Here is a 12,384-nt window from a genome sequence, read left to right as displayed (position 1 = left end):
ACCGGGTGATCAGTCCTGCATCTTGACCGCGTGCCCGCCGAACTCGTTGCGCATCGCCGCCAGCAGCTTGTCGGCATAGGAGTCATGCTCGCGCGAGCGCAGGCGCTCCAGCAGCGACATCGTGATGACGGGCGCCGACACGTCCAGGTCGATCGCCTCGGCCACGGTCCAGCGGCCCTCGCCCGAATCCGACACGAACGGCGCGATGCCGGCCATGTCCGGGTTCTTCTGCAGCGCATTCGCGGTCAGGTCCAGCAGCCACGAGCGCACCACGCTGCCGTGACGCCAGATTTCCGCCAGCGCGCCCAGGTCGAAGTCCATTGCCTCCTTCTTCTTCAGGATGGCGAAGCCTTCAGCGAAGGCCTGCATCATTCCGTACTCGATGCCGTTGTGGATCATCTTGGCGAAGTGGCCCGCGCCGCTCGGACCCACATGGCCCCAGCCGGTCGCCGGCGTCGGCGCCAGCGCGGCGAATAGCGGGTGCAGCGTGGCCACGGCATCGGCATCACCGCCGATCATCAGGCTGTAGCCCTCGGCCAGGCCCCACACGCCGCCGCTGGTGCCGCAATCGATATAGCGGATGCCCGCGTCTGCCAGCTCGCCCGCGCGCTGCTGGCTGTCCTTGTAATTGGAATTCCCACCGTCGATGACGATGTCGCCGGCCGACAGCAGCGGGCGCAGCTGCGAGCGTGTCGTCGACCACCTGCCCTGCCGGCACCATCAGCCACACCACGCGCGGCGACGGCAGCGCCGACACGGCGTTCTGCAGGTTCGCGTGCGGCACGATCCCGCGCGCTTCGGCCTGCTGGCGGGCCGCGTCGCCCGGATCGTAGCCGCGCACCGTGTGGCCGCCGCGCACCAACCGTTCGGCCATGTTGGCGCCCATGCGCCCCAGTCCGATCATCGCCAGTTCCATGTGTACTCCCGGGGTTTCAACTGAAAAGAAGGTCGCCATTGTCCGCGCTTGCGCGCGGGCCTGCATGCAGCCGCGTGCGCGGAGCGCGCCTCATGCCGCCGTCAGCCAGTCGCGCAGCACCGCCGCGGTCTCCTGCGGCACCTCCATCGGCGGCAGGTGGCCGCAGCGCGCGAACACGTGCAGCCGCGCGCCGGGGATGCGCGCATGCATGCGCTGCGTCTCCTCCGGCAGTGTCATGCGGTCGTCCTCGCCCACGCCCAGCAGCGTCGGCACGGCGATGGCCGGCAGCAGCGGCTCCGAATCGGGACGATCGATGATGGCGCGCTGCTGGCGCAGGAAGGCGTCGAGGCCGACACGCTGCGCCATCGCCATCACCTCCTCGCCCACGGCGCTGTCGACGCGGCTCTCGTGGACGAGTTGCGGCAGCAGTTTGCGGGTGACGCCGGCGAAGCGGCCGGCTTCCGCCAGCGCCAGGCCGGCCCGGCGCACCGCCAGCCGCTTGGGCGGATCGAGCCGCGCACTGGTGTCCAGCAGGGCCAGCTTCGCCACGCGTTGCGGCGCCTGGCGCAGGATCTCGAACGCGACGTAGCCGCCCATCGACAACGCCGCCAGCGCGAACACCGGCGGTGCCGCGGCCAGCGCGCGCGCCGCCATGCCGGCGACGCTGTCGTCGCGGGTGAGGTCCGCGTGGTGGATGTCCGTCACATCCGCCAATGCATCGGCGGGATCGCGCCACAGGCGCTCATCGCACAGCAGGCCGGGCAGCAGGAGCAGGGGAAGTGAGGCCATGCGGTTAGTGTAGTGGCCGCAACGGCGGCTGACCGGCGGTCGGCACCGACGGTCCGTTCCACATCCGCAACATGCGGCCCGACGTAAGCTCCCCTGTTCCCCCACACACAACCACCTGCTCATGCATGTTCTTCTCACTGGCGGCACCGGTTTCATCGGCCATGCGCTCTGCACGCATCTCTTGCAGGCTGGTCACGCCCTGAGCGTGCTGACGCGCGACCCCATCCGTGCGCGCGCGCGCGTGCCGGCGGCCGCGCGCGTGCTGGCGACCCTGGACGAGGCGCGCGACGTGGAAGCGGTGGTGAACCTGGCCGGCGAGCCGCTGATGGCCGGGCGCTGGAATGCGGAGCGCAAGGCCGAGTTCCGCCGCTCGCGCCTCGGCACCACCCAGGCACTGATCGCCTGGATGGCGCGGCAATCGGCGCGTCCGCGCGTGCTGGTGTCGGGGTCGGCCATCGGCTACTACGGCCCGCGCGACGACGAGGCGCTGGACGAATCCGCCACGCCCGGCGACGACTTCGCCGCGCAGCTGTGCCGCGACTGGGAAACCGAGGCGATGCAGGCCGAAGGCCTGGACGTGCGCACCTGCCGCGTGCGCACCGGCATCGTGCTGGCCGCCGATGGCGGCGCATTGGCGAAGATGCTGCCGCCATTCCGCCTGGGCGCGGGCGGCCCGATGGGCGACGGCCGGCAGTGGATGAGCTGGATCCACCGCGACGACCTGGTGCGGATGATCGCCTGGCTGCTGGACAGCGACCGGGCCGGCGGCGCCTACAACGGCACCGCGCCGGCACCCGTGACCAACCGCGACTTCACCCGCACGCTCGGCAAGGCCCTGCGTCGCCCCGCGGTGCTGCCGACCCCGGCCTTCGTGCTGAAAGCCGGCTTCGGCGAAATGGCGCAGCTGCTGCTGACCGGCCAGCGCGTGCTGCCGGCGCATGCGCTGGCGGAGGGTTTCGTTTTCCGGTTCCCCACACTGACAGACGCACTGGACGATCTGCTGCGCGACTGACGGCCGCCAACGCCTGGCGTATCCTCTGCGCCCGTTCCGCCCTCCGTTCGCCATGATTTCCCTGCGCCTCTATCGCCACGAAGACGCCGGAATACTGACCGAGCTGCACGCCCGCTCCGTGCGGCACTACGGACCGCGTGCCTACACCCCGGCACAGGTCGCCGTGTGGGCGGCGACGGCGGATGTCCCACGGACGGCGGCGCGCTGCAGCGATGGGCGCCAGGTGTGGGTGGCGCTGGATGATGCAGGCGGCGTGCTGGGCTTCAGCGACCTGGAAGCCGATGGCCATCTGGACATGTTGTACGTCGCACCTGAAGCCGAAGGCCTGCACGTCGGCTCGCTGCTGTACGTCGCGATCGAGATGCACGCCCGCAGACAGGGCATGGCAAGGATCTTCGTCGAAGCCAGCGAACTTGCCCGCCCCCTGTTCGAACGCCGCGGCTTCACCCTGCTCGGTCGCAACGACCTGGTGCTGGACGGCGTGGCGATCCACAACTACCGGATGGAAAAAGCGCTGTAGGCGTGTCTACGACCTCGCCTTCGCTTCTCGCGCGTTCCTCGCGTCCCTCGCCTGCCTCGCCATGCCCTCGTAGCGGGCGCGCAGCGCGTCGAGTTCCTCTTCTTCCAGTTCTTCCAGATCCAGCAACGCATCGTCTGCACGGCGCGAGACGCGAATCAGCTCGTCCAGCTTGATCTGCATGGCCTCGGTGTCGCGGTTCTGGGTGTTCTGGATCAGGAACACCATCAGGAAGGTCACGATGGTGGTGCCGGTATTGATCACCAGCTGCCAGGTATCGCTGAACCCGAACAGCGGACCGGTGATCGCCCATACCACAATGGTACCCAGTGCAAGCGCGAAGCAGGCGGGGCGGCCGGTGAAGGTGGAGGCTTTCTTGGCGAGGCGGGTGAAGGCGGACGGGTTGGCCATGACGCACTCCGTGATGGGTTCCGTGCAGTGTCTCCCATCCGCCCCGGACGGGGTGGCGACCCTCTTCCGCCGGCCCCGGTCGCGGCCGATCAGCGAGGCGAGAGCACGTCGAGCAGCAGCGGCAGGCTGAAGGGCTTGGTCATCAGCATGGTGCCTGTGGGCAGATCGCTCATATGCTCGCGTGCATGGCCCGACACGACGCAGACGGTGGCGGCGGGATGCAGCCGTCGAGCTTCCGCCGCCACCGCGGCTCCCGTGATGCCGGGCATGTCGTAGTCGGTTACCACGCAATCGTAGCGTTGCTGCTGCAACAACGCCTGCGCCGTGGTGCCGCTGGACGCTTGGGTGACGCGATGGCCGGCCAGTTCGAGGGCTTCGGCCACCATGGCGCGGTGCTTGTCGTCGTCGTCGACATAGAGGATGGTGAGCTCGGTCATGGAACGACTTTGCGGCATTACCGCGCGAACCCGGCGTGAAAGCGCCTCCGCACGACGACGGGGCGCGCGATGCGACCCGAGGGCAGTGGCTGTCCGCAACGACGCGCCGCTGACATCCGCGCAACACCGCGCGGCGCTAGCATGCACACATGGATGTCGCCGCCCTCAAACGCCATTGCCGTTCGCTGCCGGGCAGCGTTGAACAGGTGTATGCCGATCCCGCGAACATCCTGACGTATGCGGTCGGCGGCAAGCGCTTCGCCTACTTCAAGACCAGCGAGCCGGAGCGCTGGCGCTTCAGCTTCAAGGTGGCGCCGGAGCGCTTCCTGGAACTGACCGACCAGCCCGGCATCAAGCCGGCGCGCTGGCTGGGCATCCACCGCTGGATCACCGTGGTGGACGTCGCGTCGGTGCCTACGGCCGAGCTGAAAGCGCTGGTGGGCTGGTCCTACGGCTACGCCTGGGACCGGCTGACCCAGCGCCAGCGCGCCGCGATCCTGGACGCCGACGACCCGACCGGCTGAGGGTCGGTTCCGCGAATGAATTCCCGCCTGCCGACGTGTCGATTCCGGAGTCACCGGATCGTCGTGTGCAGGAAGGCCATCCCGGCGCCGCGTCCCGACGCCTTCTCATCCACACCCCAAGGAGCATGCGATGAACGTCAATCCCTACCTGATCCTCAACGGCGACTGCGAGGCCGCCTTCACCTTCTATGCCCAGGCCACCGGCGGCGAACTCGGGCCGCTGATGCGCTTCGACGGTGCCGAGGGCTGCGAGGATTTCCCGCCGGAGCACAAGCAGAAGATCATGCATACGCACGTGATGTTCGGGCAGACCGTGCTGATGGGCTCGGACAACCATCCGGCGCACCCCTACGAGGGCGTGAAGGGCTGCTCGGTGTCGTTGTCGGTCGACAGCATCGCCGATGCGGAACGCATCTTCGGCGCGCTGTCGGCCGGCGGCCAGGTGACGATGCCGCTGACGCAGACGTTCTGGGCGGTGCGCTTCGGCATGCTGGTCGACAAGTTCGGCGTGCCGTGGATGATCAACTGCGAAAAGGATGCGTGATGCCTGCGCGGGGATGTCGTGCACGCGCTGACGCCCCTGCCCGCTGCACTGCGGCTTTCACCGGCCGCAGTGCCGTGGTCTGATACCCGGCATGTCGACCTCTCCTACCCATCGCGCGATCGACGCCGTCTGGCGCATCGAATCGGCACGCGTCATCGCCGGCCTGGCGCGCATGCTGCGCGACCTGGACCTGGCCGAGGAACTTGCGCAGGACGCGTTGGTCGCCGCACTGGAGACCTGGCCCCGTGACGGCGTGCCCGACAACCCGGGGGCGTGGCTGATGACCACCGCCAAGCGCCGCGCGATCGACCGCCTGCGCCGGCTGCAGCTGCTGGACCGCAAGCACGGGGAACTGGCGCGCGAACTGGATGACGCGCACGAGGAACGGCGCGAGCGCGACGAGGATGCGCTGGACCACGACATCGACGACGACCTGCTGCGGCTGGTGTTCGTGTCGTGCCACCCGGTGCTGTCGATGGATGCGCGCGTGGCGCTGACGCTGCGCCTGCTGTGCGGCCTGACCACGGACGAGATCGCGCGCGCGTTCCTGACCTCCGAGCCGACGGTCGCGCAGCGCATCGTGCGCGCCAAGCGCACGCTGGCGGATGCCGACGTGGCCTTCGAGGTGCCGCGCGGCGACGAACTGGAGGAGCGGCTGGCGTCCGTGCTGGGCGTGGTCTACCTGGTATTCAACGAAGGCTATTCGGCCACCAGCGGCGACGGCTGGATGCGTCCCGCGCTGTGTGAGGAAGCGCTGCGGCTGGGTCGCACGCTGGCCGCGTTGGCGCCGCGCGAACCGGAGGTGCACGGGCTGATCGCGCTGATGGAGATCCAGGCCTCGCGGTTGCATGCGCGCCTCGGCAAGGACGGCGCACCGGTGCTGCTGCTGGACCAGGACCGGAGTCGCTGGGATCGCCTGCTGATCCAGCGCGGCCTGGAGGCGCTGGCGCGTGCCGAGCGCCTGGGCGGTGCCATCGGACCCTATGCGTTGCAGGCCGCCATCGCGGCCTGCCATGCCCGTGCGCACACCGCCGATGCGACGGACTGGACGCGCATCGCGACGCTGTACGCCGCGCTCGCGCAGGTGAATCCATCCCCGGTGGTGGAACTCAACCGCGCCGTCGCAGTGTCGATGGCGACTGGACCCGCCAATGCCCTGCCGCTGGTGGACCGGCTGCTCGACGAGCCGGCGATGAAGCAGTACCACCTGCTGCCCAGCGTACGCGGCGACCTGCTGTTCAAGCTGGATCGCCGCGACGAGGCGCGTGCCGAATTCGAACGCGCCGCAGGCATGACACGCAACGAACGCGAGCAGGCGCTGCTGCTGGCGCGCGCACGCGAATGCCTCGCCAACTAAGAACCCGCGCCATGGACGGTCAGGCAGGACCGAGGTAATCCAGCTTGCCCAGCGGCACGCCGTTGTGCCGCAGGATGGCGTAGGCGGTGGTGACGTGGAAGAACAGGTTCGGCAATGCGAAACCGAACAGGTAGCCGCGGCCATCGAAATGCAGGTCGCCGCGCGTGCGCGTGGACAGCGTGACCGCACGCGTCTCGCTGCCCTGCAGCGCCGCCTCGTCGAAGGTGCGCAGGTAGTCGGCGACCGCGTCCAGGCGCGCATACAATTCGTCGAACGTGGTTTCCACATCCTCGAAGCGAGGCGATTCCACGCCGGCCAGCCGCGCCGGGCAGAACTTCGCGGTGTCGGTCGCGATCTGCACCTGCCGTACCAGCGGCAGCATGTCCTCGTACAAGCGCGCCTGCAGCAGGATGGCCGGATCGTCTCCGCGTTCGCGCGCATGCGCTTCGCCCTTCTCCAGTATGTGGCGCAGGTTCTGTAGTGCGCGCAGGAAGACGGGGATGGAGGCCTGGTACATCGACAGGGTCGTGCTCATGAGAAAGTCCGTGAGTAGGTGGCGCGAGGATAGTCGCCGCCGATGACGATGATTAGAGGGTCATCCCGGGAGAGTGCATCCCATGGCCACATGGCACGTCGTCGGCGACGACGCGGGGGCAGGTCTGGGGTAGGATCGGCGCCCCTCATCGCCGAACCTGCCCATGCCCGCCTGGACCGATCTGCTGCGCGATATCGCCGACTTCCCCAAGCCCGGCATCCTGTTCAAGGACATCACGCCGGTACTGGCGGATGCGAGCGGCTTTGCGGACGCGGTTGCGGCGATTGCCGCGCCATGGCGCGACGTGGCGCTCGATGCGGTGGTGGGCGTCGAAGCGCGCGGATTCATTCTTGGCGCTGCCGTGGCACGTGAACTCGGCGTCGGCTTCGTGCCCGTGCGCAAGCCGGGCAAGTTGCCGGGGCATACGCTGTCGCTCGATTACGGCCTGGAGTACGGACGCGACCGCCTGGAGATCCACGCCGATGCGATGCCTGCCGGCGCACGCGTCATCGTGATCGACGACGTGCTGGCCACCGGCGGCACGCTGAAGGCGGCGGTGCAGCTGGTCGAACAGCAGGGCGCAGCCGTCGTCGGCACCGGCGTGCTGGTGGAACTCGGCTTCCTCGCCGCGCGCGCCACGTGGGACCACGCCGCCCCACTGCACGCCGCAGCGGTCTACTGACGCTGCGAACGACCGCCCGTCGACCGATCAGTCGGCGACGCGGGTAACGTAGGCACCGGTGCCGATGATCTGGAAGGTGTCGTTGTCGATACGGCGCACATGGCTGCCGTCTTCCAGTACATAAGCAGGCGCGTGAGCCGCGCCATCGCGTGCGGCATCGGCGTCATCGGTCCGGTTCACCTGGATGCGGCAGCGGCGGCCGGAGGCATCCTGCGCGGTGAAGACATGCGTGGTCATGGGTACTCCTGCATGCAATGACAGGGTCCAAGGATAGGTGGGCGGGCGTTAAGCGGATCGAAGCGGAATATCGCGCCTTCATCGCGTCCTGCCAACAAAAAACGAGGGGGAGGCGTTGCACCTCCCTCTCTGGCGCCTAGGCGCTATGCCGCCCATGTGTCGGGCATGGACGGCCATGGTTCGCTCCATGGGGACGGAGCGGCCCATCTAGCCGCCGACGGGGGAACGCCGGCGGTTAGTGGTCTGCGGGACGCGCGACGGCATCGTGGGCGCACCGTCGTGGTCCTCGCGTGTTCTATGGAAACATCCCATCCCTTTCGCACTGCGATACCTGCGACAGGACACGATCACGACGCACGCATCGCCCGACTGAGATGCTTGGTGTTGTTGCGATGCAGGTAGCGCTCGATCAGTGCATGGAGATCGAGCGCACGCTGGTCCTGCGCATCGAAGTGCGCGAGCACCTGGGACCAATTGCCGTCCTGCGCCCAGCGGATGAAGCGCACGTAGGTGCCATGCCATGAGCCGAAGTCGCGCGGCAGGTCGGACCAGTAGGCGCCGGTCTGGGCGATCCAAAGCACCGCCTCGATGAAGCGCCGCGCGTTGCCGCCGTGGCGCGCCCGCGCACCGACACGGCCCGGCAAGGCATGCATCAGAGACTTCCATTCATCGGCCGTCAGCCGTTGCATGATCGGCCACTGGCTGATCGCGCGCGGGCCGATGCCCTGTGGCATCGTTATCTTGGCGGGCGGCGCCAACATGCCGGCATGCTCGACCGGCGTGCCGTCCCGCTCCCCCTCGGTACCCGCGGCGGTGTCATGCACCATGTGCTGCCCCCCTCTTCGCGGCAACGGCGCTCCCGCCCGCATTCATCTTCCCCACCAGCGCACACCCGACCTTCTTCAAGCTCCGCATGACATCCTCTTGTGGATCCCGCTTCCCGATACACCCGCCGTCCATTCCCTGCGCCCGCCTGCCGCCCTGCGTTCAGGCGGCCCGCGAAGCCAGCGTTACGGCTTGCAAGGCGGACGCTGGACGGGTCATATATGTAAGGGACGAGATCGTGATGGCAGGCACATTCCGGACATGACCGGCAGGCGAGACATGGATGAACCACAGCCCGGGGCCACCGGCCTGCCGGGCTCGCTGGACGTGGATGCGATCGCACCGCCGGACCCGGATTCCGTCACCCAGTTGCTGGGGGAAGTCGAGAAAGGGCAGACCGGCGCCTGGAACCGGATCTACGCCCTGCTGTACCGCGATCTCCACCAGATCGCGCGGTCACAGATCCGCCAGCAGCGACGAGGCCATGTCCGTTCGCCGACGTCCCTGATCAGCGAGACCTGGCTGAAACTGGCCAGTGCCGATTTCAGCGTGGAGAACCGTGCGCACCTGGTCGCCCTGGTGGCCCGTGCGATGCGCTTCGTGCTGCTGGATGAAGTGCGGCGCGCGCTTGCGGAGAAGCGCGGCGAAGGCATGGACCTGCTGCCGCTGGACGAGACCACCGAGCCCGGGCAGAGCTCGCGCCTGGAGCAGTTGCTGATCCTCGACCAGGCCTTGAACGACCTGGCCAACCTCGACCCGCGACTGGCGCAGGTCGTGGAGATGCGCTACTTCGGCGGACTCAGCGAACTCGAGATCGCCGGGGTACTGAAGGTCACCGAGCGCACCGTGCGCCGCGACTGGCGGAAAGCGCGTGCCTTCCTCTTCAGTCACCTCGGCGACGGCGAACTGCCCGACCCCATGTAAGCCGGCTGGCGCGAGCCGGCGCCCAGGCCGTCCGGAAATGCCATCGGGATCCGAAGCCTCCTGATGTGCGCCGTTACCCGCTCTGTCTTCCGCTCCCTCGCTCGACCTGTGGCGCCTCGTGCCCGTGGGCAGGGTCGGACGCTCCGCCGGCCGGAGGACGGCGTGAATGAAGCAGGCCCGTGCGCTCGCGATGGCCTTGTTCGACACTTACTCCGAGATGGAAGACGAGGACCAGGCCGAGGCCCTGGCCAACCTGAAGATCGTCGACCCCGCTGTCCATGACGCACTCGTCCATATGCTGGTCACCGACGCCCTATCGCACGCCCTGGATATACCGCCCTGGCTGGGTTCGGCAACGCCGACGCTGTCGGCCGAAGGCGACATGCACGACGAAGCTGCGGCTCCCCCGGACACGGCGCGCCGTTGAGCCGCGACCAGACGTCGCAGGCCACTCCGACATACGGCTCATTGGAATGGGGACCCGCCGGATGACCCATGCCCTGGCCGCACTCCCCTGCCATCGCGCCCGTCGCGGCGCTGTGGCGGCAGTCGCATTCCCCGTCACATTCAGCAAGGCAATCCATCACTGTCCGGTCTCCGATGTGAGACCGGCGCTCGGAAGTGCGACGGCGTTAGCAGCCGGCCCACCCGGCGGTCTCGCTAGCATGGTGGCCTCTCTCCCACCCCGGTTCTCCCCGCACAAGGAGTGCAGATGACGATCCACGCCACCGCCGCGTTCGCCGGCACCTGGGACCTGTTGCCCGAGCAGTGCGATTACCAGCTGGGGCGCGCGCCCCGCAGCGGGCACTACCGGTTCGCCTGTGCGGATGACGGCGCACTGTCGATCGCATCCGAATGGTTCGGCCGGAACGGGAAGCGCCATCACGCCGCGTTCGATGGCCGTGCCGATGGCACGCCGTACCCCTATCACGGTACGCCGCACGCCGACGCGCTCAGTTTCGAATCGGTGTCGCCCACGCAGCTGCACTCGACCACCTGGCACGATGGCAGAGAAGTGCAATGGTCCGAGCGTGAACTGATCGATGCGGACACGCTGGTGATCCGCATGCGCGGCCACCTGAGCGATGGCCGCAGCTATACGAATGTCGGTGTGTTCCGTCGCCAGGACAGCTGACTGGCAGCGCGCGAAGTACGCGGAAAAAGGGCGCCCACCGGCGCCCTTTCCATTCCACTGTCGCGACGTCGCCCGTGAACGTCGTGTCAGCGCGTCTGCACGCAGTTCTGCAACCACAGCACCCGCTTGGAATCGTCGTAGCGCAGGAACTGTCCCTTGAACACCACCCGGTCGCCCTTGCGGAACGTCAGCACGTTGGCCAGCTGGTTCGGCTTGAACAGGCAGGCCACGCCCACGCGCGGCTCGTTGTCGCCGGGCACCTGCAGCAGGCCCGACCCCGGCTGCGGGATCTCGAACGAAACGTTGTAGTCCTCGCCGTCCTCCTGCACATAGTCCACGCGCCCGCGCAGCGCGTAGTTGCGGCCCTTGTGGCGGGCGGTCACCGCGACCGCATTGCCCTTGGCTTCGCGGGCGATCTCGCGGGAGAACACGTAGACATCCTTCACGGTGACGTCGGCGTTGTTCTGGGTCTTCGCGCCCTGCGCCGCCGCCGTGCGGCCTTCCTTGCCGCCCTTCAGCTTGGCCAGGATCTCGCACATGTAGGGCCGCATCGCATCCTGCTTGGCTATCTGGCCCTTCTCGGTCTTGACCGTCATCTGCACGAGCGCCGCGCCGCCCTCGTCGCTGACGTTGATCAGCGTGGGGATCGCGCGCGTGGTGCCGGTGGAGCGCTGCTCGACCAGCATCGCGCCCGTCTCCACGTCCTCGGTGATCACATCCATCTTCTCGCCGATCATGATGCCGCGCATCTGCGCCATCGCGTCCTTGACCGACTGGTCGGGCACGGTGACGCGGCTGGAGAAGTCGGTGCCCGAGAAAATGCTGCCGGACTTGCTGAAGTTGTCCTCGCATTCACCCGCGACGGCGGCGGGCGCCACGCTCGCCAGAGCGAGCGCGATGGCGGCAAGTAGCTTGTTGGTCATGTGGTCCTCACAGAGTGGAAGTAGCGGGCATCCCGGATGCCACGCGCCATGCTTCCGACCGCGAGGGATCCGTCCCCGGGACATTCTGGCAAGGTCGGGCGATGCACCACAAGCGTCTCGCACCCTAGAATCACGCGTCTCAATCAAACAGACGTCAAATCCACGATCATGCAAAGCATTCCCGCCCCGCATCGAGCATTGCTCCGTGTCGTCATCGCCGTGGCGATGCTGTCGTTCGCGGTCGTCGCGCACGCCGGTGATGCCGCACCGCCGCGAACCATGCCGGCGGACGTGCAGGCCAATATCGATGCGATCGCGGAGCACCTGACGCAGGTGAACGACGCCGGGCCGGTGCTCGCATGCGGCAAGGCAACGGACAATGCGCGCTACGGTGTGGAAACGATGCTGGAGGTCGGCGAGAAGAACCTTCGCGCCGGCTACATGACCCAGGCGGCCTACGATGCGATGGCGCCCGACCTGCGGTCGCTGCTCGGCGCACTCAGCATGCAGGACTGCGAATCCGCCAGCGGCACGCGACGCGATTTCTATCGATGCATGTCGAGCGACTACAACCACGTGCTCGCCTGCGGGAAGGCGCACCCGTTCGAACCCTGAG

The 12,384-nt window shown here is 68.0% G+C and carries 17 protein-coding genes and 1 pseudogene; 10 read left to right on the top strand and 8 right to left on the bottom strand.

Features of this window, described 5'->3' with window-relative positions:
• Window positions 1-9: 9 nt before the first annotated feature.
• Window positions 10-916 (bottom strand): annotated as a pseudogene (gene gnd, locus AC04MD_RS07170) (phosphogluconate dehydrogenase (NAD(+)-dependent, decarboxylating)).
• Window positions 917-1,006: 90 nt separating this feature from the next.
• Complete coding sequence (locus AC04MD_RS07165) at window positions 1,007-1,705, bottom strand: alpha/beta fold hydrolase (protein ID WP_475496606.1); 699 nt, start codon at window positions 1,703-1,705, stop codon at window positions 1,007-1,009.
• Window positions 1,706-1,826: 121 nt separating this feature from the next.
• On the opposite strand from AC04MD_RS07165, the gene AC04MD_RS07160 reads away from it, so the two are divergent.
• Together AC04MD_RS07160 and AC04MD_RS07155 are read left to right on the top strand one after the other, a co-directional pair.
• Complete coding sequence (locus AC04MD_RS07160) at window positions 1,827-2,717, top strand: TIGR01777 family oxidoreductase (protein WP_475496605.1); 891 nt, start codon at window positions 1,827-1,829, stop codon at window positions 2,715-2,717.
• Between the two features lie 52 nt (window positions 2,718-2,769).
• A complete protein-coding gene (locus AC04MD_RS07155) occupies window positions 2,770-3,237 on the top strand; it encodes a GNAT family N-acetyltransferase (protein WP_475496604.1) in 468 nt (155 codons plus the stop codon).
• A gap of 6 nt (window positions 3,238-3,243) precedes the next feature.
• Here AC04MD_RS07155 and AC04MD_RS07150 read toward each other — a convergent pair whose 3' ends face one another.
• A complete protein-coding gene (locus AC04MD_RS07150; RefSeq protein ID WP_475496603.1) occupies window positions 3,244-3,645 on the bottom strand; it encodes a low affinity iron permease family protein in 402 nt (133 codons plus the stop codon).
• Between the two features lie 89 nt (window positions 3,646-3,734).
• Window positions 3,735-4,082, bottom strand: coding sequence for a response regulator (locus tag AC04MD_RS07145; RefSeq protein ID WP_475496602.1), 348 nt, complete (start codon window positions 4,080-4,082; stop codon window positions 3,735-3,737).
• Between the two features lie 149 nt (window positions 4,083-4,231).
• Between AC04MD_RS07145 and AC04MD_RS07140 the strand changes: the two genes are divergently transcribed.
• The 3 genes from AC04MD_RS07140 to AC04MD_RS07130 all read left to right on the top strand — a co-directional run bounded on the left by AC04MD_RS07140 (window position 4,232) and on the right by AC04MD_RS07130 (window position 6,507).
• Window positions 4,232-4,606 carry an MmcQ/YjbR family DNA-binding protein gene (locus tag AC04MD_RS07140; protein WP_475496601.1) on the top strand — a complete coding sequence of 125 codons (375 nt, stop codon included), beginning with the start codon at window positions 4,232-4,234 and terminating at the stop codon, window positions 4,604-4,606.
• A 130-nt stretch (window positions 4,607-4,736) separates the two neighbouring features.
• Window positions 4,737-5,150 carry a VOC family protein gene (locus tag AC04MD_RS07135; protein ID WP_475496600.1) on the top strand — a complete coding sequence of 138 codons (414 nt, stop codon included), beginning with the start codon at window positions 4,737-4,739 and terminating at the stop codon, window positions 5,148-5,150.
• 91 nt (window positions 5,151-5,241) lie between these two features.
• Window positions 5,242-6,507: an RNA polymerase sigma factor gene (locus AC04MD_RS07130; protein WP_475496599.1), complete on the top strand. Its 1,266-nt coding sequence runs from the start codon at window positions 5,242-5,244 to the stop codon at window positions 6,505-6,507.
• A 19-nt stretch (window positions 6,508-6,526) separates the two neighbouring features.
• Here AC04MD_RS07130 and AC04MD_RS07125 read toward each other — a convergent pair whose 3' ends face one another.
• Complete coding sequence (locus AC04MD_RS07125; RefSeq protein WP_475496598.1) at window positions 6,527-7,042, bottom strand: DUF1993 domain-containing protein; 516 nt, start codon at window positions 7,040-7,042, stop codon at window positions 6,527-6,529.
• A gap of 163 nt (window positions 7,043-7,205) precedes the next feature.
• Here AC04MD_RS07125 and AC04MD_RS07120 point away from each other — a divergent pair, with 163 nt between their 5' ends.
• Window positions 7,206-7,724 carry an adenine phosphoribosyltransferase gene (locus AC04MD_RS07120; protein WP_475496597.1) on the top strand — a complete coding sequence of 173 codons (519 nt, stop codon included), beginning with the start codon at window positions 7,206-7,208 and terminating at the stop codon, window positions 7,722-7,724.
• Window positions 7,725-7,751: 27 nt separating this feature from the next.
• Here AC04MD_RS07120 and AC04MD_RS07115 read toward each other — a convergent pair whose 3' ends face one another.
• A complete protein-coding gene (locus AC04MD_RS07115) occupies window positions 7,752-7,961 on the bottom strand; it encodes a hypothetical protein (protein WP_475496596.1) in 210 nt (69 codons plus the stop codon).
• Window positions 7,962-8,308: 347 nt separating this feature from the next.
• Window positions 8,309-8,788, bottom strand: coding sequence for a transposase (locus tag AC04MD_RS07110; protein ID WP_475496595.1), 480 nt, complete (start codon window positions 8,786-8,788; stop codon window positions 8,309-8,311).
• Window positions 8,789-9,065: 277 nt separating this feature from the next.
• Between AC04MD_RS07110 and AC04MD_RS07105 the strand changes: the two genes are divergently transcribed.
• The 3 genes from AC04MD_RS07105 to AC04MD_RS07095 all read left to right on the top strand — a co-directional run bounded on the left by AC04MD_RS07105 (window position 9,066) and on the right by AC04MD_RS07095 (window position 10,845).
• On the top strand, window positions 9,066-9,710 hold the full coding sequence (locus tag AC04MD_RS07105; RefSeq protein WP_475496594.1) for an ECF-type sigma factor: 645 nt from the start codon (window positions 9,066-9,068) through the stop codon (window positions 9,708-9,710).
• A 166-nt stretch (window positions 9,711-9,876) separates the two neighbouring features.
• A complete protein-coding gene (locus AC04MD_RS07100) occupies window positions 9,877-10,137 on the top strand; it encodes a hypothetical protein (RefSeq protein WP_475496593.1) in 261 nt (86 codons plus the stop codon).
• Window positions 10,138-10,422: 285 nt separating this feature from the next.
• On the top strand, window positions 10,423-10,845 hold the full coding sequence (locus AC04MD_RS07095) for a hypothetical protein (RefSeq protein ID WP_475496592.1): 423 nt from the start codon (window positions 10,423-10,425) through the stop codon (window positions 10,843-10,845).
• An 86-nt stretch (window positions 10,846-10,931) separates the two neighbouring features.
• On the opposite strand, the gene AC04MD_RS07090 is transcribed toward AC04MD_RS07095, so the two are convergent.
• Window positions 10,932-11,768, bottom strand: a complete 837-nt coding sequence (locus AC04MD_RS07090; protein WP_475496591.1) for a hypothetical protein — start codon at window positions 11,766-11,768, stop codon at window positions 10,932-10,934.
• 48 nt (window positions 11,769-11,816) lie between these two features.
• Here AC04MD_RS07090 and AC04MD_RS07085 point away from each other — a divergent pair, with 48 nt between their 5' ends.
• Complete coding sequence (locus tag AC04MD_RS07085) at window positions 11,817-12,383, top strand: hypothetical protein (protein WP_475496590.1); 567 nt, start codon at window positions 11,817-11,819, stop codon at window positions 12,381-12,383.
• The last annotated feature ends 1 nt before the right edge of the window (window position 12,384 follow it).

This window comes from Pseudoxanthomonas sp. LjRoot206, assembly GCF_056175725.1.
The sequence above is the reverse complement of the archived record's forward strand: the minus strand, read 5'-3'. Positions and strand labels throughout refer to the sequence as shown.

Bases quoted from the DNA above. Each gene is read 5' to 3' on its own strand.
- AC04MD_RS07165 (WP_475496606.1), bottom strand. From the start codon at position 1,705: ATGGCCTCACTTCCCCTGCTCCTGCTGCCCGGCCTGCTGTGCGATGAG.
- AC04MD_RS07135 (WP_475496600.1), top strand. From the start codon at position 4,737: ATGAACGTCAATCCCTACCTGATCCTCAACGGCGACTGCGAGGCCGCC.
- AC04MD_RS07085 (WP_475496590.1), top strand. From the start codon at position 11,817: ATGCTTCCGACCGCGAGGGATCCGTCCCCGGGACATTCTGGCAAGGTC.
- AC04MD_RS07145 (WP_475496602.1), bottom strand. From the start codon at position 4,082: ATGACCGAGCTCACCATCCTCTATGTCGACGACGACGACAAGCACCGC.
- AC04MD_RS07095 (WP_475496592.1), top strand. From the start codon at position 10,423: ATGACGATCCACGCCACCGCCGCGTTCGCCGGCACCTGGGACCTGTTG.
- AC04MD_RS07110 (WP_475496595.1), bottom strand. From the start codon at position 8,788: ATGGTGCATGACACCGCCGCGGGTACCGAGGGGGAGCGGGACGGCACG.
- AC04MD_RS07100 (WP_475496593.1), top strand. From the start codon at position 9,877: ATGAAGCAGGCCCGTGCGCTCGCGATGGCCTTGTTCGACACTTACTCC.
- AC04MD_RS07090 (WP_475496591.1), bottom strand. From the start codon at position 11,768: ATGACCAACAAGCTACTTGCCGCCATCGCGCTCGCTCTGGCGAGCGTG.
- AC04MD_RS07115 (WP_475496596.1), bottom strand. From the start codon at position 7,961: ATGACCACGCATGTCTTCACCGCGCAGGATGCCTCCGGCCGCCGCTGC.
- AC04MD_RS07130 (WP_475496599.1), top strand. From the start codon at position 5,242: ATGTCGACCTCTCCTACCCATCGCGCGATCGACGCCGTCTGGCGCATC.
- AC04MD_RS07120 (WP_475496597.1), top strand. From the start codon at position 7,206: ATGCCCGCCTGGACCGATCTGCTGCGCGATATCGCCGACTTCCCCAAG.
- AC04MD_RS07125 (WP_475496598.1), bottom strand. From the start codon at position 7,042: ATGAGCACGACCCTGTCGATGTACCAGGCCTCCATCCCCGTCTTCCTG.
- AC04MD_RS07105 (WP_475496594.1), top strand. From the start codon at position 9,066: ATGGATGAACCACAGCCCGGGGCCACCGGCCTGCCGGGCTCGCTGGAC.
- AC04MD_RS07140 (WP_475496601.1), top strand. From the start codon at position 4,232: ATGGATGTCGCCGCCCTCAAACGCCATTGCCGTTCGCTGCCGGGCAGC.
- AC04MD_RS07155 (WP_475496604.1), top strand. From the start codon at position 2,770: ATGATTTCCCTGCGCCTCTATCGCCACGAAGACGCCGGAATACTGACC.
- AC04MD_RS07160 (WP_475496605.1), top strand. From the start codon at position 1,827: ATGCATGTTCTTCTCACTGGCGGCACCGGTTTCATCGGCCATGCGCTC.
- AC04MD_RS07150 (WP_475496603.1), bottom strand. From the start codon at position 3,645: ATGGCCAACCCGTCCGCCTTCACCCGCCTCGCCAAGAAAGCCTCCACC.